At 74.0% G+C, this 23,761-nt stretch carries 19 protein-coding genes; 11 read left to right on the forward strand and 8 right to left on the reverse strand.

Annotated features, from left to right (window positions below):
- Positions 1-9: 9 nt before the first annotated feature.
- The 6 genes from F7P10_RS29960 to F7P10_RS44740 form a co-directional block, all read right to left on the reverse strand.
- Positions 10-1,683 (reverse strand): DNRLRE domain-containing protein, encoded by a 1,674-nt coding sequence (locus F7P10_RS29960; RefSeq protein ID WP_176611712.1) that lies wholly within the window; start codon positions 1,681-1,683, stop codon positions 10-12.
- 25 nt (positions 1,684-1,708) lie between these two features.
- On the reverse strand, positions 1,709-2,968 hold the full coding sequence (locus tag F7P10_RS29965; RefSeq protein WP_151014363.1) for a delta-60 repeat domain-containing protein: 1,260 nt from the start codon (positions 2,966-2,968) through the stop codon (positions 1,709-1,711).
- A gap of 93 nt (positions 2,969-3,061) precedes the next feature.
- The gene (locus tag F7P10_RS29970; protein WP_254716095.1) at positions 3,062-3,844 is read right to left on the reverse strand and encodes a WecB/TagA/CpsF family glycosyltransferase; all 783 of its coding nucleotides are present in this window, start codon (positions 3,842-3,844) and stop codon (positions 3,062-3,064) included.
- Positions 3,813-4,760 (reverse strand): sulfite exporter TauE/SafE family protein, encoded by a 948-nt coding sequence (locus F7P10_RS29975; protein ID WP_151014367.1) that lies wholly within the window; start codon positions 4,758-4,760, stop codon positions 3,813-3,815. The genes F7P10_RS29970 and F7P10_RS29975 overlap by 32 nt, the downstream gene beginning before the upstream one ends.
- Before the next feature lie 132 nt (positions 4,761-4,892).
- Complete coding sequence (gene cysC, locus F7P10_RS29980) at positions 4,893-6,377, reverse strand: adenylyl-sulfate kinase (RefSeq protein WP_218040181.1); 1,485 nt, start codon at positions 6,375-6,377, stop codon at positions 4,893-4,895.
- 117 nt (positions 6,378-6,494) lie between these two features.
- A complete protein-coding gene (locus tag F7P10_RS44740) occupies positions 6,495-7,361 on the reverse strand; it encodes a bifunctional 2-polyprenyl-6-hydroxyphenol methylase/3-demethylubiquinol 3-O-methyltransferase UbiG (protein WP_254716096.1) in 867 nt (288 codons plus the stop codon).
- Between the two features lie 214 nt (positions 7,362-7,575).
- Between F7P10_RS44740 and mfd the strand changes: the two genes are divergently transcribed.
- The 6 genes from mfd (at position 7,576) to F7P10_RS30020 (ending at position 16,757) form a co-directional block, all read left to right on the forward strand.
- Entirely contained in the window at positions 7,576-11,190 is a 3,615-nt protein-coding gene (gene mfd / locus F7P10_RS29995) for a transcription-repair coupling factor (protein WP_151014371.1), read from the forward strand.
- 38 nt (positions 11,191-11,228) lie between these two features.
- Positions 11,229-11,951, forward strand: a complete 723-nt coding sequence (locus F7P10_RS30000) for a hypothetical protein (RefSeq protein ID WP_151014373.1) — start codon at positions 11,229-11,231, stop codon at positions 11,949-11,951.
- Positions 11,948-12,928 (forward strand): MazG family protein, encoded by a 981-nt coding sequence (locus F7P10_RS30005; RefSeq protein ID WP_151014375.1) that lies wholly within the window; start codon positions 11,948-11,950, stop codon positions 12,926-12,928. Before F7P10_RS30000 ends, F7P10_RS30005 begins: the two co-directional genes overlap by 4 nt.
- 127 nt (positions 12,929-13,055) lie before the next feature.
- Positions 13,056-15,479: a transglycosylase domain-containing protein gene (locus F7P10_RS30010; RefSeq protein WP_176611713.1), complete on the forward strand. Its 2,424-nt coding sequence runs from the start codon at positions 13,056-13,058 to the stop codon at positions 15,477-15,479.
- An 89-nt stretch (positions 15,480-15,568) separates the two neighbouring features.
- Positions 15,569-16,516 carry an NADP-dependent oxidoreductase gene (locus F7P10_RS30015; RefSeq protein ID WP_151014376.1) on the forward strand — a complete coding sequence of 316 codons (948 nt, stop codon included), beginning with the start codon at positions 15,569-15,571 and terminating at the stop codon, positions 16,514-16,516.
- A 43-nt stretch (positions 16,517-16,559) separates the two neighbouring features.
- A complete protein-coding gene (locus tag F7P10_RS30020; RefSeq protein ID WP_151014378.1) occupies positions 16,560-16,757 on the forward strand; it encodes a hypothetical protein in 198 nt (65 codons plus the stop codon).
- A gap of 6 nt (positions 16,758-16,763) precedes the next feature.
- Here the strand turns inward: F7P10_RS30020 and F7P10_RS30025 are convergent, their stop codons facing one another.
- Positions 16,764-18,161, reverse strand: a complete 1,398-nt coding sequence (locus F7P10_RS30025; RefSeq protein ID WP_254716097.1) for a cell wall metabolism sensor histidine kinase WalK — start codon at positions 18,159-18,161, stop codon at positions 16,764-16,766.
- A 438-nt stretch (positions 18,162-18,599) separates the two neighbouring features.
- Here F7P10_RS30025 and eno point away from each other — a divergent pair, with 438 nt between their 5' ends.
- From eno to F7P10_RS30045, 4 genes are read left to right on the forward strand one after another with little or no spacing between them, the layout of a single operon-like run.
- Positions 18,600-19,883, forward strand: coding sequence for a phosphopyruvate hydratase (eno, locus tag F7P10_RS30030; RefSeq protein WP_151014380.1), 1,284 nt, complete (start codon positions 18,600-18,602; stop codon positions 19,881-19,883).
- Between the two features lie 10 nt (positions 19,884-19,893).
- Positions 19,894-20,331: a septum formation initiator family protein gene (locus F7P10_RS30035; protein WP_151014382.1), complete on the forward strand. Its 438-nt coding sequence runs from the start codon at positions 19,894-19,896 to the stop codon at positions 20,329-20,331.
- A 43-nt stretch (positions 20,332-20,374) separates the two neighbouring features.
- Complete coding sequence (locus tag F7P10_RS30040) at positions 20,375-20,953, forward strand: DUF501 domain-containing protein (RefSeq protein ID WP_151014384.1); 579 nt, start codon at positions 20,375-20,377, stop codon at positions 20,951-20,953.
- Positions 20,950-21,879 (forward strand): Ppx/GppA phosphatase family protein, encoded by a 930-nt coding sequence (locus F7P10_RS30045; RefSeq protein WP_151014386.1) that lies wholly within the window; start codon positions 20,950-20,952, stop codon positions 21,877-21,879. The genes F7P10_RS30040 and F7P10_RS30045 overlap by 4 nt, the downstream gene beginning before the upstream one ends.
- A gap of 7 nt (positions 21,880-21,886) precedes the next feature.
- Here F7P10_RS30045 and F7P10_RS30050 read toward each other — a convergent pair whose 3' ends face one another.
- Entirely contained in the window at positions 21,887-22,645 is a 759-nt protein-coding gene (locus F7P10_RS30050) for a DUF2510 domain-containing protein (protein WP_176611714.1), read from the reverse strand.
- 199 nt (positions 22,646-22,844) lie between these two features.
- On the opposite strand from F7P10_RS30050, the gene F7P10_RS30055 reads away from it, so the two are divergent.
- The gene (locus F7P10_RS30055; protein ID WP_151014390.1) at positions 22,845-23,666 is read left to right on the forward strand and encodes a uracil-DNA glycosylase; all 822 of its coding nucleotides are present in this window, start codon (positions 22,845-22,847) and stop codon (positions 23,664-23,666) included.
- The last annotated feature ends 95 nt before the right edge of the window (positions 23,667-23,761 follow it).

Below are 23,761 nucleotides of genomic sequence, written 5' to 3' on the forward strand. Positions count from 1 at the left end.
CGGGCGGGGTCAGCAGAAGTCGTTCCAGGCGTCGATGCTCGCCGAGTCGAGGAGCCGGAAGTCGCCGGTGGGCCAGTCGAGGTCGAAGTAGGCGACCCACAGCGCGTTCTTCTGCTCCAGGTACCGCGTCATCGACCGCAGCCACGCGGCCCGCTGCGCCCCGCCGTCACCGGGGATGAGGTGCGCACCGGTCTCGGCCACGCCGAACGGCAGGCCCTCCTCCTCGCTCACCTCGAGCACCTTCGAGTACATCTCGGCGGGCGTCTGGTACCGGTCCTTGGCGAGGTTGTAGGTGTCCCAGCCGAGGACGTCGATGGCGTCCTTGCCCGGGTAGTAGTCCCGCCAGTTCCGCTTGGACTCGGCCTCGAGGCTCCAGCTCATCAGGACGAGCGTGGCCTTCAGCCGCGGGTTGTCCGCGCGGTCGGCGAGCCCGGCCAGCCGCCGCCACGCGGCGCGGTAGTCGGCCGCGGAGAACTCGCCCTTCGCGATGTTGTCCTCGGGCTCGTGGTAATACGTCCAGTAGACGTCCCGGTCGTCCGGCGCCTCCGCGAACCAGCGGGTCATCTTGCGGTCGTGCTTCCCGGCCAGGATGTCGCGCGGGTTCATCTTGAACGACACGACGGTCGGGCGCTTGCCGAGCGTGTCGCCGAACCGTCCGGGCCACGCGCCGGGCTCGCCCGGATAGAACTGGCGGATCATCTCCAGGCGGCCGTAGCGGCCCTCCGCCTCCGCGAGCGCCTCCAGATGCGTCTGCCCCTTGTCGACCTCCAGCGAGACGCCGCACAGCGTCCTGGCGTCCGTCCGTCCGCCTTCCCCGCCGCCGCCGGTGCGGCCGCCGGGCTCGGGGGACGACGACGGCGCGGGCGCCGGGGCGGTGTCGCGGGCCTGCGGCGGGGTCGACCCGCTCGCGGGGGACGGGCTCGGCGCGGCGCTCGCCGTCGGCGCGGGCGTCGCGGCGGGCGCGTTCGGGGACAGCACGAGCCGCGGTCCCGCCGCGGTCTCCCCGGCCCGGAACCGGACGGACGTGTGCTCCTGCGAGTTCACGAGCGCGAACGCGTAGTCGCCGGGCCCGTCGATCCAGCGGCTGACGTCGATCGTCACGCCCGCGTCGCGGCGGGTGAGCGGCACCTCGGCCAGCGCCCGTCCCGCGTTCGGCCGGTTCCGCCAGCTGGTCTCGTGCTCCGACCAGCCGCCGGACAGCTCGCGCAGCTGCACCCGCTCCGGCAGGTTCGCGAACCGCTCGACGGTCAGCTCCAGCCGCGCCGACCGGAACGGCGCCGCCGTCGACGGGACGGTGAACGCGAGATAGCCCTCGGTGTGCCAGTCGGGCCACGCCGCCGCGGTGACGACCGCGTGCGAGCCGCGCACCGAGTCGGGCTTCTCGCGGCTGACGTAGGTGTCGGCGGAGGCGGGCACGACCGTGAACCGCTCGCTGCCGTCGACCGGGACGGTCCGGGCGAGGTCGCCGGGGGCGAGGAGCACGCCCGCGCCCCCGCCGGCGGCGAGAACGGCGCCGAGCGCGGTGACCCGCAGCAGCCTGCGCCGCCGGCGGGTGCGCCGTTGCTGGACGCGCGCGGCGGCGCGGCGGGCCCGCCGGTCGCGCGGCTGCGGCCGGCGGCCGTCCGGTCCGCCGGGACGTCCGAAGTTCGGTGGCGCGTCACCGTCCCGTTCCCCGTACGTCATTCCCGCTCCTCTCGCCGGTGACCGCTTACGGTAGCGGGAACATCCCGATTCGCCCATGGAACTCGCGTCCGAGCTCGTCGGTGTCACTGCCCACGAACAGCCCCTTGGGGGTCGCGACGAGCGCCTCGACGCCGTGCCCGCGGCTGCGGGTCGGGTTCCACGAGAGCGCCTTGCCGGTCTTCGGGTTCAGCGCGGCGATGCCGGGACGTGCGACGGCGCCCGGACCAGGGGAATCGGAGCCGTACGGGTTGTCCATCCAGCGCTGGTGCCCGCCGACGTAAACGGCGGCGCCGGTGACGGCCGTGGACAGCAGCGTGTCGCCGCCGGTGTGGTTGATCCAGGTCGCCTTCTGGCCGGAACCGGTCTTCCCGGTCTCCCAGCGCGCGGCGGTGTCGCACATCTGGCGCGGGCCGTACGGGCCGCCGGTCGTCGTGACGACGAAGTACGAACCGTCCGGGGAGAAGTCCATGCCGCGCATGTAGGTGTCGAACGCCTGCCGGTTGCACGTCGAGGTGTACGCCTCGGTGGACCAGGTCGACAGCTTCGCCGTCTTCGCGGTGTCGATCATCGCGATCTGGTAGCGGCGCTGCCCCTCCGCCCGGGTGAACGTCCCGTTGATGACCATCCGGGTGTCCTGCGGGTTCACGATGAGGTTCTGGACCTTCAGCTCGCCGGCGCGCGGCGAGCCCAGCGCGATGTCGAACGTCGGGTCGAGCGCCCCGGTCGTCGCGTTGAGCCGCGCCAGCCCGGTGACCTCCGCCTTCCCGACCTGCGTGAACGTTCCGCCGATGTACAGCCGGTTCTCGCGCCGCACCATGCTGGAGACGCGTCCCCACGGAACGCCGGGCTTGAACGACGTCACGGCCTTGCCCGTCGACAGCTGCACGCGCGCGACGGGTCCGGTCTTGACGCCCCCGACGTTCTTGAACCGGCCGCCCACGTAGACCGTCCCGTCCGGGCCGGGCTGGAGCGCGTAGACGGTCCCGTCGATGTTCGGGGCGAACGCGGTGATCTTCCCGGTGGACAGGCTGAACGCGAACAGGTTGGCGCGGGCCGCGGGCTGCGCGCTCCGGCCCGCGTTGCGGACCTGCTCGAAGTTGCCGCCGACGACCACGGTCGACCCGACGACCGCGACGGCGCGGACCGTCCCGTCCAGGACGTGCGGCGTGGCGTCCACGGGATCGGCCGAGACGACCGCCGGATGGGCGATGTCGGCGGAGGCCGCGGCCGGGAACAGCAGGGCGGCGCCGAGGAGTGTCGCTGCGGCGGCATAGCGCTTGCGCATGTCGGTCTCCGGGGGAAGGGCGTTGACGCGGGAAGTTCTACCACGCAATCGATCGCGGCGCGCGGGAATCGCGGACGCCCGCCCCCGGCCGGATCAGGACTGCTTTCCGTGCCGGATCCGGTGCACCAGGACCCGCCCCAGGTAGGAGCCCAGTTCGATGGTGTAGCGGCGCCACAGGCGGCGCGGTTCCCGCGCGAGCCGGTACAGGAACCCGACCCGCAGTTTCAGGACCCAGGACGGGTAGTACTCGCGGCGCTCGGCAAGATGCTCGAAGTACGCGCCGCACGTGATGATCACGGGCGCGTCGATGCGGTCCCGGTGCTCGGCGACGAACCGCTGCTGCAGCGGCGTCCCGAGCCCCACGTGCAGGATGTCGGGCGCCGCCTCGTTGATCTCCGCGACCAGCCGGTCGGCCGTCGCGGGCGGCAGCACCCCGGCCTCGGCCACGTGCCCGTGCCGCGTCCCGACGATCGACAGCCCGGGGAACCAGGCCCGCAGGTTGTGCGCCGCCTCGTCGGCGACGCCCGGCGCGTTGCCGAACAGGTAGACGCGCCACCCCTCCTCGGCGGGCTGCCCGAACAGGTCGTCGGTCAGGTCGTCGTTGGCCATCCGCCCCGGCACCGGACGGCCGAAGATCTTCGCGGCCAGCACCACGCCCCAGCCGTCCGGCAGGTTGAGGTCGAACCCGTTCATGAGGTCGCGCAGCTCGCGGTCCTTCTGCGCCTTCCGCACGTAGTCGGGGTTCGCGAACGTGATCGTCAGCTTCGTCCGGTCCTTGACGGCGGCGGCGACGAACTCGCGCAGCCGCCGGACGTCGATGCGGCTGACCCGCACCCCCAGCACGTCAACGGTCTGGTGCGGCCATCGATCGTCCACGCGCGCTCCGCTTTCCCGATTCTCCGGCTTCATCCGGCAGTTCGGCAGGCACTGTATCCCGCTTTCGCCGCCCCACGAGCCACGTCACCGCGGCCGCGGCGGCGATCGCGGCGATCGTCCAGGCCAGCGGAACGACGCCGACGCCGAACATGTTCAGCGCGGAGGCGACCAGGACGATCACGAGCAGCCGGCGGATGAGGCCGGCGGGCGCGCGGGAGGAGATCTTCGAGCCGAGGTAGACGCCCGGGATCGACCCGACGAGCAGCGCGGCGGTGACCTCGAGCTGGAAGTCGCCGAAGAAGAAGTGCCCGAGCGCCGCGGCGAGAACCAGCGGGACCGCCTGCAGCAGGTCCGTCCCCACCAGGTGGTTCGGCTTCAGCGCCGGGTACAGCAGCAGGAGCGCGACGATGATCAGCGAGCCGGACCCGACCGAGGTGATCCCGACGACCAGCCCGCCCACGGCGCCGACGAGCACGGTCGGGACCGGACGCACGGTGATGCGCCCGTCCTCCTCCCCGGACGGGCGGGCCCGCCGGGACAGGACGGCGCGCACCAGGATCCCCGTGGCGGCGACGAGCAGCGCGATCCCCATCGCGAGCTTGATGAAGTCGTGCACGGCCTCGCCGTCGCCGAGCGCCCGCGGGATGAGCACGCCGCAGAACGCGGCGGGCACCGAGCCCAGGCACAGCCAGCCGACGAGGCGCATGTCGACGGTGCCCTCGCGGTAGTGCACGGCGCTGCCGACGGGTTTCATCACCGCGGACGCGGCGAGGTCGCTGGAGACCGCCGCGAGCGGGCTGACGCCGAAGAAGGTCACGAGCATCGGCGTCATCAGCGCGCCGCCGCCCATGCCGGTGAGCCCGACGACGATGGCGACGAGGAACGACCCGAGCGCCATCGGCCAATCGAAGTCCATCGCCATGACCTACCAGACATATAGGGAAACTGGCTAATACGGTAGGGGACGTGCCCCGGGCTTCGTAACCCGGGGCAGGCAGGACAAACGACACACTCGAGCGGGTGCCCGCGCGGAAAGACGCGGAGCGCGTCAGGCGGGGCGGATCCAGTCGCCTTCGGTGAGGACGTCCAGGACGCGGTCCACGGCCTCGTCGGGGGTCAGGCGCGCGGTGTCGATCACGAGGTCGGCGTCGTCCGGCTCCTCGTAGGGGTCGGAGATGCCGGTGAACTCGGGGATCAGGCCGGCGCGCGCCTTGGCGTACAGGCCCTTGCGGTCGCGGCGCTCGCACTCCTCGAGGGGGGTCGCGACGTGCACGAGGACGAAGTCGCCGTGGGCCGCGACCATGCGGCGGACCTCGGCGCGGGTGGCGGCGTACGGGGCGATCGGGGCGCAGATCGCGACGCCGCCGTGCCGGGTGATCTCGGCCGCGACGAACCCGATCCGGCGGATGTTGAGGTCGCGGTCGGGGCGGGAGAACGTGAGCCCGGCGGAGAGCATGCGCCGCACCACGTCGCCGTCCAGGAGGGTGACGGTGCGGCCGCCGCGCTCGATGAGGGCGTCGGCGAGGCCGCGCGCGACGGTCGACTTGCCGGAGCCGGACAGGCCCGTGAAGAAGACCGTGATCCCGCGCGAGCGCTTGGGCGGCCGGGCGACGGCGAGTTCGGCGGCGACGGCGGGCGGGGTGAACCAGTCGGGGACGGGCTCGCCCGCGTCCAGCAGCTCGCCGAGACGCTCGGGGCCGAGTTCGGCCTGGACGTGGTCGGGCTCGATGCGGGCGACCGGCCGCCACACCTCGACGTCGGCGTCGTAGGCCCACGGCTCGGGGACGGCGATGGGGATCGGGACGTCCTCGACCCCGTGCTCGGCGACCTCGTGCTCGGCGAGCAGGTGCGTCGCCCCGTAGGCGGCGGCGACGTGGGCGCGCAGCAGGACGTCGCGGTCGGCGTCGGTCTCGCGGGCGGGCAGCGGGACGGGCACGACGACGGAGTCGGGCAGTTCCCGGCGGACGGCCAGCAGCGCGCGCACGAGGGACTCGTCGTGCCCGCCCCCGATGAGCGGCATCAGCAGGATGCGGGCGCCGAGGCGTTCGGCGACCTGGCGGATCTGGCCGAGCTGGCGGCGGTGCAGGAAGTCGCGGGTGGCGACGGCCAGGACGGGGCCGTCGGCGGGCTCCATCTCGTCGGGGCGGCGGCGCATCGCGTGGAACGGTCCGTGCGCGGGGGCGCGGAGGGCCTCCAGGGGGCCCGCGAGCCGCTGGTCGCCGGACGTCGGGTCCTGCCAGCGCTCGTCGACGGTCAGCACGGCGAGGGGGACGCCCTCCGGGTCCTGCAGGACGATCCGGTCGTGCTCGGTCAGCTCCTTCGGGACCGACAGGGTGACCGGCACCGGCCAGGGCGTGCCGTCGGCCAGCCGGCCCCCGGCGGTCACCATCGCGGTGTCGTACGAGCCCAGGAAGCCCTTGAGGTGGCCGTAGGCGCCGGCCAGGATCAGCTCCAGGTCGGCGAGCTCCACCGGCTCCGGCGTCCAGGCGGGCAGGTCGCGCAGCGTGTCGGGAAGGCCGGCTTCGGCGGTCACCGCGGTCTCCGATCTTGCCCGGGACGGTGCCGGGCTGATCCAGGTGGGAACGTGTTCGCGCAGGTAAAAATACTGCGGCCGCTCGTGTGCCCGCATCTCCGGCGCGCCCGCGACGGTTCAGATGACGCGCGCGAAGCGGTTCTCGGGCTTGCGGATGACCAGCGTGACGTCGCTGTGCGCTGCGGTGAGGCGCCCGCGGGTGCACAGCGACACCAGGCGGCACAGCAGGTCGGCGGGGCCGGTTCCGGCCCCCAGGCCGTCCAGGGACGTGCGGGACGTGTACTCCTCGGCGACCACGAGCCCGCGCATGGTGCAGTACCACCGGACGCCCTGCCAGGACGCGACGCGCTCATAAACGGCGGGCGGCGGCGAGCCGGGCGGGACGTGCGGGACGTGCGGGGCGGGCGCGGCCCGGCGGGGCGCGGGCGCCGGTTCGGCCGTTCCCGCCTCGCCGTGCGCGGCCCCGCCCGGCTCGCCGGCCGCGCCGCGCGCGTGGGCCCCGCGCGGCGCCGTCCGTCCGGGCCGGAGGCGCCGCCTGCGGGCGGGACGGAGCGGGCGCGGGAGCAGGCGGTCCAGGAAGCCGAACGCGGTGTCGCGGTCGCGGATCCGCACCAGCAGGAGCCCGCCGGGTTTGAGCGCGGCGACGAACCGGTCGAGCACGAGTTCGGCGTGCGGGACCCGCTCGAGCAGGTAGGAGGCGTGGACCACGTCGTAGGAGCGCGGCGGCAGCGGGACGGTGCGCAGGTCGCCCAGGTGCCAGGAGTCCAGGTCGGTGCGCTCGCAGGTGTACGCGCGCAGCTCCGGGACGTCCATGTCGACGCCGGTGACGACGTGGGCGCGGTCGCCGAGGTTCAGCCCCGTGCCCCAGCCGCATCCGGCTTCCAGGATGTGGATCCGCTGCAGGGGCTTCTCGAGGGCGTACTGTCGGGCGCGTTCTGAGAAGAGATCGCCGCCGTCGACCGGTGGCGTACGCAGATCGGTCACAGTCTCGCAGCGTAACCGTCCGGATGCGCACTGTCCGCTATTTGCCCATTCTTGGTAACGGCCGTGTCGCGCTCCGCAATCATGCCTGGTCGTGGTGGTGGAAACCGGACGGGTCGGCGGTGCGCGTACCCTGGTAGGCGGCGCCGGGTCCACGCGGGATTCCGGGGCCTTCGGGCTGCCCTGCCTCGGGGTCTTTGCGATTGAGCGGGCGAACATGACGCTTTCTGGACTTGTCGATCTGGCGTGCACCGATGCCGGGCTGCGGCGCGCGCTGGAGCGGGTGCGCACCGACCACCAGGTGGTCGCGCCGCCCGCGCTCTGGCCGATCCTGGCCGCGGCGCTGAGCCGCCGCGTCGGCCCCCCGGCGGGCGGGACCGGGACGGTGCTGGCGGTGACGGCGACCGGCCGGGAGGCCGAGGACCTGACCGCCGCCCTGTCGAGCCTGCTGGACCCGGGCCGGGTGGCGCACTTCCCGGCGTGGGAGACGCTGCCGCACGAGAAGCTGTCGCCGCGCTCCGACACGGTCGGGCAGCGGCTCGCGGTGCTGCGCAGGCTGGTCCACCCGGACGCCGGCGGCGCCGACCCCACGCGGGACGGCGAGCCCGGCGGCAAGGGCGGGCGGCTGGACGTCGTGGTCACGCCGGTGCGCGCGGTCCTGCAGCCGATCGTGTCGGGACTCGCCGACCTCGAGCCGGTGCGGCTGTCGCCCGGCGCGGACGCCGACATGGACGACGCCGTCCGGCGGCTCGTCGAGGCGGGCTACCACCGGGTGGACCTGGTGGAGAAGCGCGGCGAGATCGCGGTGCGCGGCGGGATCCTGGACGTGTTCCCGCCGACCGAGGAGCACCCGCTGCGGGCGGAGTTCTGGGGCGACACCGTCGAGGAGGTCCGCTACTTCAAGGCGGCCGACCAGCGGTCCCTGGAGGTCGCCGAGGACGGGCTGTGGGCGCCGCCGTGCCGCGAGCTGCCGCTGACTCCGCGCGTGCGGGAGCGGGCGCGGGCGCTCGCCGGCGAGCACCCGGCGCTGGCCGACATCCTGGGGAAGATCGCCGACGGCGACACCGTCGAGGGCATGGAGGCGTTCTCGCCCGTCCTCGCCGAGAGCATGGAGTTGCTGACCGACCTGCTGCCGGACGGGTCGGCGCTGCTGGTGTGCGAGCCCGAGCGGATCCGGACCCGCTCGGTCGAGCTCGTCCGCACCAGCCAGGAGTTCCTCGAGGCCAGCTGGGTCAACGCGGCCGCGGGCGGCGCCGCGCCGATCGACCTGGGCGCCGCCGCGTTCCGCTCGCTGGAGGAGGTGCGGCGGCACAGCCGGGAGCTGGGGCTGCCGCGCTGGACGGTCACCGCGCTGACGCCCGGCGCCGCGGACGAGACGGGCGGGGTCGCGGCGGACGAGGCGCTGTTCGACGACGACGCCGGCGCGGACATCGACCTGCTCGACCTCGGGGTGCGTCCGGCCGAGGCGTACCGGGGCGACACCGGCCGGGTCGTCGCCGACCTCAAGGGCTGGATCGCCGGCGGCTGGCGCGTCGTGCTGGTCACCGCCGGGCACGGGCCCGCGGAACGGCTCGTCCAGCTGATGGGCGAGGAGGGGCTCGGCGCGCGGCTCACCGACGTGCCCGGCGAGCCCGACCCGTCGATCGTGAACGTGACGACCGGGCTGCTGGAGAACGGGTTCACCTGGGAGCCGGTCAAGCTCGCGGTGCTCACCGAGACCGACCTGTCGGGGCAGCGGTCGTCCACCAAGGACGCGCGGCGGATGCCGTCCCGGCGGCGCGGCGGCATCGACCCGCTGCAGCTGCGGCCCGGCGACTACGTCGTGCACGAGCAGCACGGCGTCGGACGGTACGTCGAGATGGTCAGCCGCACCGTGCAGGGCGCGACCCGCGAGTACCTGATCCTCGAGTACGCCAAGAGCGACCGGCTGTTCGTCCCGACCGACCAGCTCGAGGAGCTGACCCGGTACGTGGGCGGGGAGGCGCCGAGCCTGCACCGGCTGGGCGGCGCCGACTGGCAGAAGGCGAAGTCGCGGGCGCGCAAGGCGGTCCGGCAGATCGCCGGGGAGCTGATCCGGCTGTACTCGGCGCGGATGGCGAGCCCCGGGCACCCGTTCGGGGCGGACACGCCGTGGCAGCGGGAGCTGGAGGACGCGTTCCCGTACGTGGAGACGCCCGACCAGCTCGCCGCGATCGACGAGGTCAAGGCGGACATGGAGAGGCCCGTCCCGATGGACCGGCTGATCTGCGGCGACGTCGGCTACGGCAAGACCGAGATCGCGGTGCGGGCGGCGTTCAAGGCCGTCCAGGACGGGATGCAGGTCGCGGTGCTGGTGCCGACGACGCTGCTGGTGCAGCAGCACCTGTCGACGTTCACCGAGCGGTTCGCGGCGTTCCCCGTCCAGGTGAAGCCGGTCAGCCGGTTCCAGACCGACAAGGAGATCGAGGCGACGCTGGAGGGCGCGGCGGCCGGGACGGTCGACATCGTCGTCGGCACGCACCGGATCCTGTCGTCGCGGACCCGGTTCAAGAAGCTCGGCCTGGTGATCATCGACGAGGAGCAGCGGTTCGGCGTCGAGCACAAGGAGGAGCTGAAGCGGCTGCGGACGCAGGTGGACGTGCTCGCGATGTCGGCGACGCCGATCCCGCGGACGCTGGAGATGGGGCTGACCGGCATCCGGGAGATGTCGACGATCCTGACCCCGCCGGAGGAGCGGCACCCGATCCTGACGTTCGTCGGGCCGTACCAGGAGAAGCAGATCGCGGCGGCGATCCGCCGGGAGCTGCTGCGCGAGGGCCAGGTGTTCTTCGTGCACAACCGGGTGAAGTCGATCGACAAGGTCGCGGCGAACCTGGCGCGGCTCGTCCCGGAGGCGCGGATCGCGACCGCGCACGGCCAGATGAACGAGCAGCAGCTCGAACGCGTCATGGTCGACTTCTGGGAGAAGAACTACGACGTGCTGGTCGCGACGACGATCGTCGAGTCGGGCCTGGACGTCCCCAACGCCAACACCCTCATCGTCGACCGCGCCGACAATTACGGGCTGTCGCAGCTGCACCAGCTGCGCGGCCGGGTCGGGCGCGGCCGGGAACGCGCGTACGCGTACTTCCTGTACCCGCCGGAGACGCCGCTGACCGAGACGGCGCACGAGCGGCTCGCGACGCTCGCGCAGCACACCGAGGTCGGCGCGGGCATGTACGTCGCGATGAAGGACCTGGAGATCCGCGGCGCGGGCAACATCCTCGGGGCGGAGCAGTCCGGGCACGTCGCGGGCGTCGGGTTCGACCTGTACGTCCGGATGGTCGGGGAGGCGGTCCGGGAGCTGAAGGACGGCGGCGAGCCGGAGCAGGTGGAGACCAAGGTCGAGCTGCCGGTGGACGCGCACCTGCCGCACGAGTACGTGCCGGGGGAGCGGCTCCGGCTGGACGCCTACCGCCGCATCGCCGCGATCACGGCGGAGGACGAGATCTCCGTCGTGCACGAGGAGCTGAAGGACCGGTTCGGGCCGCTGCCCGTCCCGGTGCTGAACCTGCTGGAGGTGGCGCGGTTCCGGGCGAAGGCGCGCAAGGCCGGGCTGAACGACGTCACCCTGCAGGGCAACTTCGTCAAGTTCACGCCCGTCGATCTGCCCGACTCGCGGCAGGTGCGGCTGAACCGGCTCTACCCGAAGAGCATCCTCAAGGCCGCGAACGAGACGCTGCTGGTGCCGATGCCGAAGACCAAGCAGCTCGGCGGGCGCCCGCTGCGCGACCAGGAACTGCTGTCCTGGGCGAGCGACCTGGTGGACGCCCTGTTCCTGGGGTCCTCGCCCGCCGCCGGTGCGGGCAAGTAGGCTGTCGCGACGCTTGATCGACGAGGAGTGGGGGTTCCGTGCCCGGTAAGCCCGGAAAGCCGGTGCGAAGGTCGCTGCGGGGAGTGCCGGCCGTCGCGCTGGCCGCGGTCCTGGCCGCGGGCGCGCTCGCCGGCTGCGGCGCCGCGCCGAAGGCCGGCACCGCCGCGCTCGTCGACGGCGACCGCATCACCGTCCGCACGCTCGGCGGCACCGTCCGGGACTGGTGGGGCCAGCTCCAGAGCGACCCGGCCGCCGCGCAAGTCTGGGCCCGGACCGCGAGCGCGCAGGGCGCCGACCCGGGCGCCGGGCCCGGCAGCGTCCCGGCCGAGCCGGGCGAGGCCGACATGCGGGGCGCGCTGAACCTCCTCGTCTCCTTCCGGATCGCCGACGAGGCCGCCGAGCGCGCCGGCGTCACCGTGTCGGACGGGCGCACCTCCCAGGTCGGCGAGCTGCTGGAGCGGCGCGGCGGCGCCGAGACGATCACGCTGGCGAGCGGCCTGCCGCGCGAGCGCGCCCGCGACTTCGCGCGGTTCATGGCCGTCCAGGACGCCCTGATGCGCCACTTCGGCGCGGACGGCGTCCCGCAGAGCCCCGCGAACGCGCGGGCCACGCAGCGGTTCCAGACCCTGCTGGTGGAGACCGCCGCCGCCATGGACGTCGAGATCAACCCCCGGTACGGCTCCTTCGACCCGCAGCAGGTCGCGATCGGGCCGGTGGCCAACGAACTGTCGACCCCCGGAACGGGATCCCCGCAAGCATGAGTCTGACCCTGCTCGCCACCACGCACCGCGTCGCGCCGGGCCTGCTGACCTGGCGCGCCTGGGAGCGGCTGCGGACGGCCGCGCGCGTCCTCGCGCCCGCCGGGCATCCGCTGCTGCCGTCGCTGGCCGACGCGGAGATCGCCGTCGAGCAGGCGCCCGCGCCCGACCCGGCGGCGCTGGTCGCCGCCGCGCGGAGCGCGGACGTCGTGTGGGTCGCGGCGCCCGAGGGCGACGAGGCGCTGCTCCGCGAGATCGGCACGCTCGTCGTCGCCGACCCGCTGGACGTCGAGGTCCTGCACGGCTCGTACGACCTGCCCGGCGCGCGGCTGCTCGACCTGGTCTCGGTGATGGACACGCTGCGCCGCGAGTGCCCGTGGGACCGCGAGCAGACGCACGCGTCGCTCGTCCCGTACCTGCTGGAGGAGTCCTACGAGGTGCTCGACACCGTCGAGTCGGGCGACCTCGGCGCGCTGCGCGAGGAGCTGGGCGACGTGCTGATGCAGGTCGCGTTCCACTCGGTGGTCGCGGCCGAGCGGACGGACGGCACCGAGTTCACGATCGACGACGTCGCGGCGGGCATCGTCGACAAGCTCGTCCGGCGGCACCCGCACGTGTTCGCGGGCGTCGCGGTGAGCGGCGCCGACGAGGTCAACGCCAACTGGGACCAGATCAAGGCGGCCGAGCGGGAGGCCAAGCACGGCGCGGGCGCGTCCGCGCTGGACGGCGTCCCGATGGCGCAGCCCGCGCTGTCGCTGGCCGCGCAGCTGCAGCGCCGCGCCGCGCGGATGAAGGCGCCCGCCGACCTCGCGCCCGAGCCCGGTGGAGGGCCCGGGGCGGGCGAGCTGGGCGCGCGGCTGTTCGCGCTCGTCGCCGAGGCGCGGGAGGCGGGCCTGGATCCCGAAGCGGAGTTGCGCGCGGTTTCGCGGGTATTCCGTGATCGTGTCCGTGCCTGGGAACGGCGAGAGCCGCACGCCTGAAAAGGGAGATTTCGCCCGGATACGTCGCGATGGGGTGGTCCGGCGGGAGGCGCGCGTCTACTCTGGGCCCGTGCCGGACGAGACGGAAGTCGACGCGAGTGGCCCGCGTGGCGGAACGCTCGTCCCCGTGTCCGGATCCGGCCACCGGCGGCGCCGGTGGCTGACCGGGGCGACCACCCGTGCCGAGAAGCTGCGCGCCGTCCGCGGCCTCGCGTCGCTGGGCGGCCTCGCCGGGGTGCTCGTCGCGCTCATGCTCATCCCCACCGCGTGCACCGCGGGCGTCGGCGCGCGCGACGCGGCCCGCTGGTTCCAGACCCCGCCCGACGGGCTGGAGAGCCTCGGCGTCCCGCAGCGCTCCACCATCCTCGCCGCGGACGGCTCGAAGATCGCCACGTTCTTCTACCAGAACCGGGTGGACGTCGAGCTGGACGCCATCGCCCCGGCCGTCCGGCAGGCGGTCGTCGCGATCGAGGACAGCAGGTTCTACGAGCACGGAGCCCTCGACACCGAGGGGACGCTGCGGGCGCTCGCCACCAACCTGTCCAGCGGTGACGTTGAGCAGGGCGGCTCGGGCATCACGCAGCAGTACGTGAAGAACCTGCTGCTCGTCCAGGCCGAGTCCGACGCCGAGCGGCAGGCGGCCACGGAGGTCACCGTGGCCCGCAAGATCCGCGAGCTGCGGTACGCGGTGGCGATCGAGGAGAAGCTGCCCAAGGACGAGATCCTCCGCCGCTACCTCAACATCGCCTACTTCGGCGACGGCGCCTACGGGATCGAGGCCGCGTCCCGGCACTACTTCTCCAAGCACGCCTCCCAGCTGGACCTGGCCGAGGCGGCGCTGCTCGCCGGCGTCATCCGCTACCCGCACGCCTACAACCCCGTCGAGAACCCCGAGATGGCGCGCGAGCGCCGCGACGTCGTCCTCGACCGGATGGTGGAGCTCGGCTGGGCCGATCCCGCGCGGGCGGAGCGGATCAAGGGGCGGTCCATCGGCCTGGACCTCGAGGAGGTCGACAACGGCTGCGTGACCAGCGACGCCCCGTTCTTCTGCGACTACGTGCAGCGCGAGATCCTCACCGACAAGGCGTTCGGCGAGACGGCCAAGGACCGCGAGCGGCTCCTCAAACGCGGCGGCCTCACCATCCGCACCACCCTCGACCCGAAGGCGCAGCGGGCCGCGCAGCGCGCCGTCGAGAAGTTCGTCCCGCCGAAGAACGACGCGCACCTCGCCGCCGCCGAGGCGATGGTCGAACCCGGCACCGGGCAGATCAAGGCCATGGTCGTCGGCCGCGAGCTGGGCGACGGCACCGAGCGCGGCAAGACCTGGATCAACTTCGCCGCCGACGCCAGCCACGGCTCCAGCATCGGCATGCAGGCCGGATCGACGTTCAAGCCGTTCACGCTGGCCGCCGCGCTGGACGAGGGCATGCCGTTCGGCACCCGCCTGATGGCGCCCCGCACGTACACGCCCACGGGCTTCCGCAACTGCGACGGCGAGCGCGTCGGCGACCCGAACGCCCGCCTGCGCAACAGCGGGGACGGCACGGGCGGCCGGGAGTTCAGCCTCGTCACCGGCACCCGCAACTCGGTCAACACCTTCTTCCTCGCGCTGGAGAAGGAGGTCGGGCTCTGCGACACCGTCGAGATGGCCGAGGAACTCGGGATGAAGCAGGCCGGCGGCGACCCGCTGGAGCAGTACCCGTCGTTCACGCTCGGCTCCAACCCCGTCTCCCCGCTGCGCCTCGCCGCCGCCTACGCCGCGTTCGGCGCCCGCGGCGAGTACTGCGAGCCGATCGCGATCACGCGGGTCACCGACGCGTCCGGCAAGAAGCTGAAGGTCCCGGGCGCCGACTGCCGGGAGGCGCTCGACGAGGGCGTCGCCGACGCCGTCAGCCACATCCTGCGGGGCGTGCTCACCGAGGGCACCGCCGCCGGGCGGGGCATCGGCCGTCCCGCCGCCGGCAAGACCGGCACCGTCGACGACTTCTCCGCCGCCTGGTTCGCGGGCTACACCCCCGACCTGGCCTCCGCCGTCTGGGTCGGCGACCCCCGCGGCGGCTACGAGTACCCGATGGAGAGCGTCTGCCTCGAGGGACGCTGCTACGGCGCCGTCTACGGCGCCACCCTGCCCGCGCCGATCTGGCAGCAGAGCATGCGCGGCGCCCTCCAGGGCACCGAGGAGACCCCGTTCCAGCGCCCGCCCGGGCACTTCTTCAGCAAGGGCAGCGGCCTCGACCGCGTCGACGTCCCGGACGTGCGCGGCATGGAGCTCGGCGACGCCCTCGACCGGCTCCGCGAGGCCGGGCTGAAGGTCAGCTTCGGCGACCGGATGCCGTCCGCGCGGTTCCCGCGCGGCACGATCGCCGAGATGTCGCCCGGCCCGGGCTCCGCCGAGCCCGGAACCACCATCCACCTTCGCGTCAGCGACGGCCCCGAGGACGAGGACGAACCCGGCGGCGGCGACCCCGGCGACGACCCGGGCGACGAGCCGACGTTCCCGCCCGACGACCCCACCCTCCCGCCGGACCCGAACGGCCCCATCGGCGACTGAACCGGGCCGTGTGATCGTTTGACCTGCGGGTAGATCGTTTTCTGGGGTGTGATCCCGCCCCGCACGACCGATCCGGGGGGACGATCGTCATGCGAGCCATCGCCGTGTCCGAGTACGGCGCCACACCGGCGCTCACCTACCTGCCGCGCCCCGAGCCCGGCCCCGGCGAGCTCCTGGTGAAGCTGATCGCCGCCGGACTGAACCCGTACGACTGGCGGGCCGCCGACGGCATGCTCAAGGACACCGCCGACGCCACGTTCCCGCTCGTCCTCGGGGCCGACGGCGCCGGCGTCGTCGAGGACGCCGGCGAGGGCGTCACCCGGCTGCGGCACGGCGAGCAGGTCTACGGGTTCTTCTCCGACCTCGAGCGCGGCCGCGGCTCGTACGCCGAGTACGCCGTCGTCCCGGTGGACGGCCCCGTCGCCCGCATGCCCGCGAGCATGATCTACACGCGGGCCGCGGCGGTCCCGACCGCGTGCGCCGCCGCCCTCGACGTCGTCGAACGGGCCGGGCTCGGCGAGGGCCGCACCGTCCTCATCGCGGGCGCCACCGGCGGCGTCGGGCGGGCCGCCGTCCAGCTCGCCGCCCGCGCCGGCGCCGAGGTCGTCGCCACCGCCCGTGCCGACGCGGACGCGGCGGTGCGCCGCCTCGGCGCCGCGCACACCGTCGACCACACCGCCGGCGACCTCGGCGCCCAGGTCCTCGCCGCCTGCCCCGCCGGCCTCGACGCCCTCATCGTCACCGCCGGGGACACCGCCCGGACCACCGCGCTTGCCCGCCTGCTGCGCCCCGGCGGCACCTGCGTCAGCACCGTCTGGACCGTCGACCCGGACGCGATGGCCGAGCACGGCCTGCACGGCGTCAACGTCGACGGCGCCCCCACCGCCGGGACGCTCGAACGGCTCGCCGACCTCATCGACGCCGGTGAGCTGAGCGTCCACATCGAGCGCGAGGCGCCCCTGGAGGCCGCCCCGGACGCCCTCGCCCGCAACCGCGCGGGCGGCGCCCGCGGCAAGACCGTCCTGCGCATCCTGTGACGACACGCCTCACGCGGGCATGGGACACGGTATGAGCCGACCGATGAGCGACGACGAGCGCAGCGCCCGGATCCGCGAGATCGACGAGGACCTCGCGCGGATGCGCGGCAGCATCGACCCCTCGATCGACGGCCCGCACGACATGGTCGACGCCGGGCAGAACCTCGCGGCCCGGGAGGAGCTCGCCGGGCAGATCGAGGAGCTCGAGGCCGAACGCGAACGGCTGATGCGGGGCGACTGACCCGCCTCAGCGCGCCGACCGGGTGCCCGCGCGCGGCAGCGGGAGGCGCAGCACGAACCGCGCGCCCTCCTGCCCGTCCGTCCGGTCCGCCAGCACCAGCGTGCCCCCGTGCGCCTCCGCGATGTCCCGGGAGATCGCCAGGCCGAGGCCGGTGCCGCCCGCGTCCTGATGGCGCCCCTCGGCCAGCCGGGTGAACCGCTCGAACACCCGCTCCCGGTCCTGCGGGGCGATCCCCGGCCCGTCGTCCACCATCTCCAGCACCGCCGACGCCGCCTCGGTCCGCACGATCACCGTCACCTCGCGGGACGCGTGCCGGTCCGCGTTGTCCAGCAGGTTCGTCAGCAGCCGCGCCAGCTCGGCGCGCCCGCCGTGCACCACGACGGGCCCCTCGGAGAACACCGTCACCCGGTGGCGGCGCGGGCGGCGCAGCACCTCCTGGTCGGTCAGCTCCGCCAGGTCCGCGGGCTCGCGCTGGAAGTTCCCGTCCGAATCCAGCCGTGCCAGCGCCAGCAGGTCGTCCGCCACCGCCGCCACCCGGTCGGTGTTCGTCAGCAGTGCCCGCAGGGTCTCCGTCAGGTCCGTCGCCTCCGGGTCGGCGAGCGCCAGCTCCAGCTCCATCCGCAGCCCCGCCAGCGGGCTGCGCAGCTCGTGCGACACGTCCGACACGAACCCGCGCTGCCGCGCCACCGCCTTCTCCAGCCGGTCCAGCGTCGCGTTCACGCTCTCCGCGAGCAGCGCCACCTCGTCCCGCTTGCCCGGCACCGGCACCCGCCGCTCCAGGTCCGTCACCGTGATCTCGTCCAGCTCCCGCCGGATCGCGTCCACCGGCCGCCACGCGCGCCCCACGGTGTACCAGGTGCCGTATCCGGCGAGCCCCGTGAGGAACGGGATCGCCAGCCCCATCAGCCCCGCCGCCAGCGGGCGCGGCAGCAGCGAGGGCTCTGGCGCCAGCGCGTACGCGTACCTGGGGCTCGGCCGGACGTCCACGCGGTACTCCACGTACAGGAAGCACCGCGCGCCCGGCAGGTCGAGATGGCAGGCGCGCCCGCTCCTGCGGTCGTCGCCCGGGGGCGGCGGCCGGATCGGCAGCGCCGGTTGGCCCCGCATGTCGTCGCTGTTCGCGACGACCCGTCCCCGCGAGTCCGTGACCTGCAGCAGGTTGCCCTCCTGCGCGAAGATCCGGCCCTGGTCGCCCAAGACCCCCGAGCGGACGACCGTGACGAGCCGCCGGGCCTCCCGGTCGAGTTCCTCGTAGACGTTCTCGGTGGCGTCCCGCCGCATGGTCACAAGCAAGATCGTGTACACCGCCGTGGTCAGGACGAGCGCCGCCAGGACGGCCGACAGCGTCACGCGCACCCGGATCTCCGGGTGCGGACGCAGGACCCACGAGAGCGGCCGGTGCACGCTCTGGGTCAGTCGGCGGAGCCCGGCACGGATGACGACCTCCTCGAACGTTCCGCGCCCGTCGGGGCGCTCCGGACGTAAAGCCGTTACCCGATGTTCCTTACCGCACCGGGCAAACGGGACCGACCCCCTCGAGTAAAAAGATCGTGTGCCCTCCCGAACCCCGACCTGCGAGGGGTGCGCCGCCCCTCGCGACCGCCCGCACCGGCCGACCGCACGTGAGGATCGCCTTGCGACCGGCGGGGGTTCCCGGGGGTCGCCCCCTGGGCGGAGCAAGGCGACCGGAGCGTGCGTGCGAGTGCCGCAGGGGGCTCGGTGAGTTGCGACAGCACGTGAGGATTGTCTTGCGACCGGCGGGGGTTCCAGGGGGTCGCCCCCCTGGGCCGACACGTTAGGCTCGGGAGTCGCACCAGATCATTCCTACGCAGGGGGTTCCCCGTGTCGTCCATCAACGCCGTACTCGCCCGGGAGATCCTCGACTCCCGCGGCAACCCGACCGTGGAGGTCGAGGTACTGCTCGATGACGGGACCGAGGCGCAGGCCGCGGTGCCGAGCGGTGCGTCCACCGGGCAGTTCGAGGCGGTGGAGCTGCGCGACGGCGGCGAGCGGTACGGCGGCAAGGGCGTGCGGAACGCGGTCAAGGCCGTCAACGACACGATCGACGAGAAGCTCGTCGGGTGGGAGGCGGCCGACCAGCGGCTGATCGACCAGCGGCTGATCGACCTGGACGGGACGCCGGCGAAGTCGGCGCTCGGCGCGAACGCGATCCTCGGGGTGAGCCTGGCGGTGGCGAAGGCCGCGGCCGAGTCGGCGGGGCTGCCGCTGTTCCGCTACGTGGGCGGGCCGAACGCGCACCTGCTGCCGGTGCCGATGATGAACATCCTGAACGGCGGTGCGCACGCCGACACGAACGTGGACGTCCAGGAGTTCATGATCGCGCCGATCGGGGCGTCGACGTTCGCCGAGGCGGTGCGGTGGGGCGCGGAGACCTACCACGCGCTGAAGAAGGTGCTGAAGGCCAAGGGGCTGAACACCGGGCTCGGCGACGAGGGCGGTTTCGCGCCCGAGCTGCCCAGCAACCGCGACGCCCTCGACCTGATCATGGAGGCGATCCGGCAGGCCGGGTTCACCCCGGGCCGCGACATCGCGCTCGCGCTGGACGTCGCCGCGACCGAGTTCCACGCGGACGGCCAGTACACGTTCGAGGGCACGAAGCGGTCCGCCGACGACATGGCGGCCTACTACGGCGAGCTGCTCACCGAGTACCCGCTGGTCTCCATCGAGGACCCGCTCGACGAGGAGGACTGGACGGGCTGGGAGGGGCTCACGGCGGCGGTCGGCGACCGGGTGCAGCTCGTCGGCGACGACCTGTTCGTCACCAACCCCGAGCGGCTCGCCCGCGGCATCAAGTCCGGTGCGGCGAACGCGCTGCTGGTCAAGGTCAACCAGATCGGCACCCTGAGCGAGACGCTCGACGCGGTGTCGCTGGCGCAGACGAGCGGCTTCCGCTGCATGATGAGCCACCGGTCGGGCGAGACCGAGGACACCACGATCGCCGACCTGGCCGTCGCGACGAACTGCGGCCAGATCAAGACGGGCGCCCCGGCGCGCAGCGACCGGGTGGCGAAGTACAACCAGCTGCTGCGCATCGAGGAGCTGCTGGACGACGCCGCCCGCTACGCCGGCGCCGCCGCGTTCCCGCGGTTCACGCCGCGGGGCTGACCGTCCGGCGATGGCAGCCGAACAGGACCGGCGGGACGCCTCCCGGGACGAGCCCCCGGGAGGCGTCCGGCGCGGCGCCCACGCGCTGACGAGCCGCGCCGCGATCCTCGCGGTCGTGATGTGCGCGATCGCGCTGAGCCTGGCGTACCCGGTGCGGGAGTACATCGCGCAGCGGCAGGAGATCGCCGAGCTGCGGCGGGAGGAGGCGCTGGCCCGCCAGAAGGTCGAGCGGCTCGAGGAGCAGAAGCGGCGGCTCGGCGACGAGTCGTACATTGAGCGTGAGGCCACCAAGCGGCTTCACTACTGCCGTCCGGACGTGAAGTGCTACATCGTCCTGGACGGCGGCGGCGACGGGGAGCGGCGGGCCGCGAAGGACGGCGAGTCGCGCAGGCCGCCGTGGTACGAGACGCTCTGGCGGTCCGTGGAGGCCGCCGACAGGCCGCGCTGACCGTCCGGGAACGCGGGACGGGACGCGGGTGGGGACGCATGACATGATCGACGAACGTGCCGAGCCGGCGGCCGGCAGGATCTCCGGCGAGGACGAGGCCGCGGTCGCGGCCCAGCTCGGCCGGGTGCCGCGCGGCGTCCGGCGGGTGGCGTACCGCTGCCCGTGCGGGAATCCCGCCGTGATCGAGACGGCGCCGCGGCTGCCCGACGGGACGCCGTTCCCGACGCTGTTCTACCTGACGTGCCCGAAGGCCGCCTCGGCGATCGGGACGCTCGAGGGGAGCGGCGCCATGCGCGGGATGCAGGAGCGGCTGGCGGACGACCCGGACCTGCGGGCCGCGTACGTCCGGGCCCACGACGACTACCTGCGGCGCCGCGACCTGGCCGCCCGCGAGGACGGCCTGGAGCCGCTGCCCGAAGGCATGCAGAGCGCGGGCGGGATGCCCGAGCGGGTGAAGTGCCTGCACGCCCTGATCGCGCACGAACTCGCCGTCCCGGGCGCGAACCCGTTCGGGCGCGAGGGGCTGGACGCGCTGCCGGATTGGTGGCGGTCCGGCCCGTGCGTGCACCCCGACTCCACCGACGAGCCCGACGAGTCCGACGACCCCGAGGAGGCCCGGTGACGCGCGTCGCCGCCGTCGACTGCGGCACCAATTCCGTCCGCCTGCTGATCGCCGACATCGACGCGGCGGCGGGGACCCTCACCGACGTCGAGCGCCGCATGGAGATCGTCCGGCTCGGTGAGGGCGTGGACGAGACCGGGCGGCTGTCGCCCGCCGCGCTGGAGCGGACGTTCACCGCGATGCGCGGCTACGCGGAGCTGATCGAGCGGCACGGCGCCGCCGGCAAGGTCCGGGTCGTCGCGACGAGCGCGACCCGCGACGCCGCGAACCGCGACGCGTTCGTGCGGGGCGTCGTGGACGTCTTCGGCGTCGTCCCCGAGGTGATCACCGGGAACGAGGAGGCGGCGCTGTCGTTCACCGGCGCGACCCGCGAGCTGGCCGGGCTGCGCCCCGCCCGCCCCTACCTGGTGGTCGACATCGGCGGCGGATCCACCGAGTTCGTGCTGGGCAGCGAGTCGGTGCAGGCGGCGCGGTCCATCGACATCGGCTGCGTGCGGATGACCGAGCGGCACCTGAGGGACGGCGACCCGCCGTCGCCGGAGCAGATCGCGGCGGCCGTCGCCGACATCGACGCCGCGCTCGCGACCGTCCGGGAGACGGTGCCGGTGGACGAGGCGCGCACGCTGGTCGGGCTCGCCGGTTCGGTGACGACGGTGTCGGGCATCGCGCTCGACCTGCCCGAGTACGACCCGTCCCGCATCCACCTGTCGCGGATCATGGCCGCGCAGGTGCACGAGGTGACGCGGCGGCTCCTGCACGCGACGCGGGACGAGCGGTCCCGGTTCGGCGTCATGCATCCGGGGCGGGTCGACGTGATCGGCGCGGGCGCGCTGATCCTCGACCGGATCATGCGCGAGTACGGGTTCGGGGCGGTCGTGGTCAGCGAGCACGACATCCTCGACGGCCTGGCCTGGTCGCTCGCCTGAGGCCCGGTCACCCCTTCAGCCGGTCGAGCAGGGCGGGGAGGAGGACGGCGTTCGGGTTCTGCTGGGGCACGTAGAGGACGGCGCCCCGGCCGGTGGCCTGCCGGATCCAGACGCGGCCGCCGTCCACGACGGCGCCGGAGACCGCCGCCCAGCTCAGCGACACGCGCGCCCCCCGCACCCCGCCGGGGTGGACGGTCAGCCCGGCGGCGACGTCGATCGCCTCGCCCGCCCGGACGTGCTCGGCGAGCTGCGCGACGATGCGCGGCTCGGCGCGGACCTGGCACAGCCGGATCAGCCGCCCCCACACCTCCTCCGCGCCGCCGGCGGCGCCGGGCGCGTGCCGCGGGACCGACGCCTCGTCCAGCACCACCTCGACGCGGGGGCCGCCGTGGAACGGGTGCCGCCCCACCTGGAAGATCCACTGCGCGGGCCGCCGCGACCCGTCCGCGCCGCCGGCCGTCCAGTAGGCGACCCATTCGACGTACTGCCAGATCAGCGACTCGTTCCCGTACGCGACGCCGTGGTCGTCGGCGCGCAGCCGGTGCCCGTGCACGGCGATGTCGAGCGCCTGCTCGGCGGGCGCGGCCTGCCAGGAGCGTTCGGCGTGGGCGGCCGCGTGGGCGGGGCCGGACGGGCGCCGCTGCGGCAGCGGGGCACGGGCGGGGACGGCGGGCTCGGGGTTGAGGCGATCGCTCCAGTTCCGGCCGTCCCACCAGCGCAGGCTGCCGGTCCCGTAGGGGTCGGGATACCAGCCGGGTTGCGACAATGCAGACTCCGTTCGCGAAGGCACGGCAAGGCGCCCGTTCTCCCCGATCGGCGAACGCATCGTACCGATGCGACCCCCGGTTCGGCGGGCGATGGTCGGATCCGGCCAACGGAAACGGCCGGGGGACACGGTCCAATGCGGGCCGCGCGGGCGTCCGGGGCGGGCGTGCCGGGCGGGGCGGGCGTGCGAGGATCGGGGGATGCCCACCGCCAACGCCCCGTTCGTGCCGCCCGGCTCCGGCTGGCCGGAGGACCCCGCGACCCCGGACACGCCCGTCGCGCACGACGCCGCCGGGGTGATCGAGCTGGCGGAGAGTTCCCCGGGACTGGACGAGCTGTGCGCGCGGCAGTCGGTGTGCCGCGCGTGCGAGCGGCTGGTGGAGTGGCGCGAGCGGGTCGCGGTGCAGCGCCGCCGGGCGTTCGCCGGCGAGGAGTACTGGGGGCGCCCGGTGGCCGGGTGGGGCGATCCGGAGCCGCACGTCCTGATCGTCGGGCTGGCCCCGGCCGCGCACGGCGGCAACCGCACCGGCCGGATCTTCACCGGGGACCGGTCGGGCGACTGGCTGTTCGCGTCCCTGCACCGGGTCGGGCTCGCGGCGCGGCCGACGAGCGTCCACGCGGGGGACGGGCAGCGGCTGATCGGCGCCCGGGTGGCGGCGGCGGTGCGCTGCGCGCCGCCCGACAACAAGCCGACGCCGGCGGAGCGCACGGCGTGCCTGCCGTGGCTCGCCCGCGAGGTCGCGGCCGTCGCGGCGTCCGTCCGGTGCGTGGTGTGCCTGGGCGGGTTCGCCTGGCAGGGGGTGTGGCCCGCGCTGAAGCAGGCCGGGTACGGGGTGCCGCGGCCGCGCCCGAAATTCGGGCACGGCGCGGAGATCATGCTGGAGCCGCCGTCCGGGGCGCCGCGCCGCGACCCCGTCCTGATGCTGGGCTGCTACCACCCGAGCCAGCAGAACACGTTCACGGGGCGCGTCACGGAGCAGATGCTGGACGACGTGTTCGTCCGGGCCCGCGACCACGCGTAGCGGTCCTTTCGGTCGCTATATATCCTTGATATGGGCGAAGTTGCGGTGAAGTTCGCGATAGTGGCGGATGCGTGAGTCGGCCCGGAATGCGGGTA

Origin of the sequence: Actinomadura sp. WMMB 499 (assembly GCF_008824145.1) — a bacterium.
Taxonomy (GTDB): Bacteria; Actinomycetota; Actinomycetes; order Streptosporangiales; family Streptosporangiaceae; genus Spirillospora.

Coding starts and splice junctions, on each gene's coding strand:
- F7P10_RS30020 (WP_151014378.1), top strand. CDS start 16,560: ATGAGCGACGACGAGCGCAGCGCCCGGATCCGCGAGATCGACGAGGAC.
- F7P10_RS30015 (WP_151014376.1), top strand. CDS start 15,569: ATGCGAGCCATCGCCGTGTCCGAGTACGGCGCCACACCGGCGCTCACC.
- F7P10_RS30035 (WP_151014382.1), top strand. CDS start 19,894: ATGGCAGCCGAACAGGACCGGCGGGACGCCTCCCGGGACGAGCCCCCG.
- F7P10_RS29965 (WP_151014363.1), bottom strand. CDS start 2,968: ATGCGCAAGCGCTATGCCGCCGCAGCGACACTCCTCGGCGCCGCCCTG.
- F7P10_RS30005 (WP_151014375.1), top strand. CDS start 11,948: ATGAGTCTGACCCTGCTCGCCACCACGCACCGCGTCGCGCCGGGCCTG.
- mfd (WP_151014371.1), top strand. CDS start 7,576: ATGACGCTTTCTGGACTTGTCGATCTGGCGTGCACCGATGCCGGGCTG.
- F7P10_RS29960 (WP_176611712.1), bottom strand. CDS start 1,683: ATGACGTACGGGGAACGGGACGGTGACGCGCCACCGAACTTCGGACGT.
- F7P10_RS29975 (WP_151014367.1), bottom strand. CDS start 4,760: ATGGACTTCGATTGGCCGATGGCGCTCGGGTCGTTCCTCGTCGCCATC.
- F7P10_RS30040 (WP_151014384.1), top strand. CDS start 20,375: ATGATCGACGAACGTGCCGAGCCGGCGGCCGGCAGGATCTCCGGCGAG.
- F7P10_RS30055 (WP_151014390.1), top strand. CDS start 22,845: ATGCCCACCGCCAACGCCCCGTTCGTGCCGCCCGGCTCCGGCTGGCCG.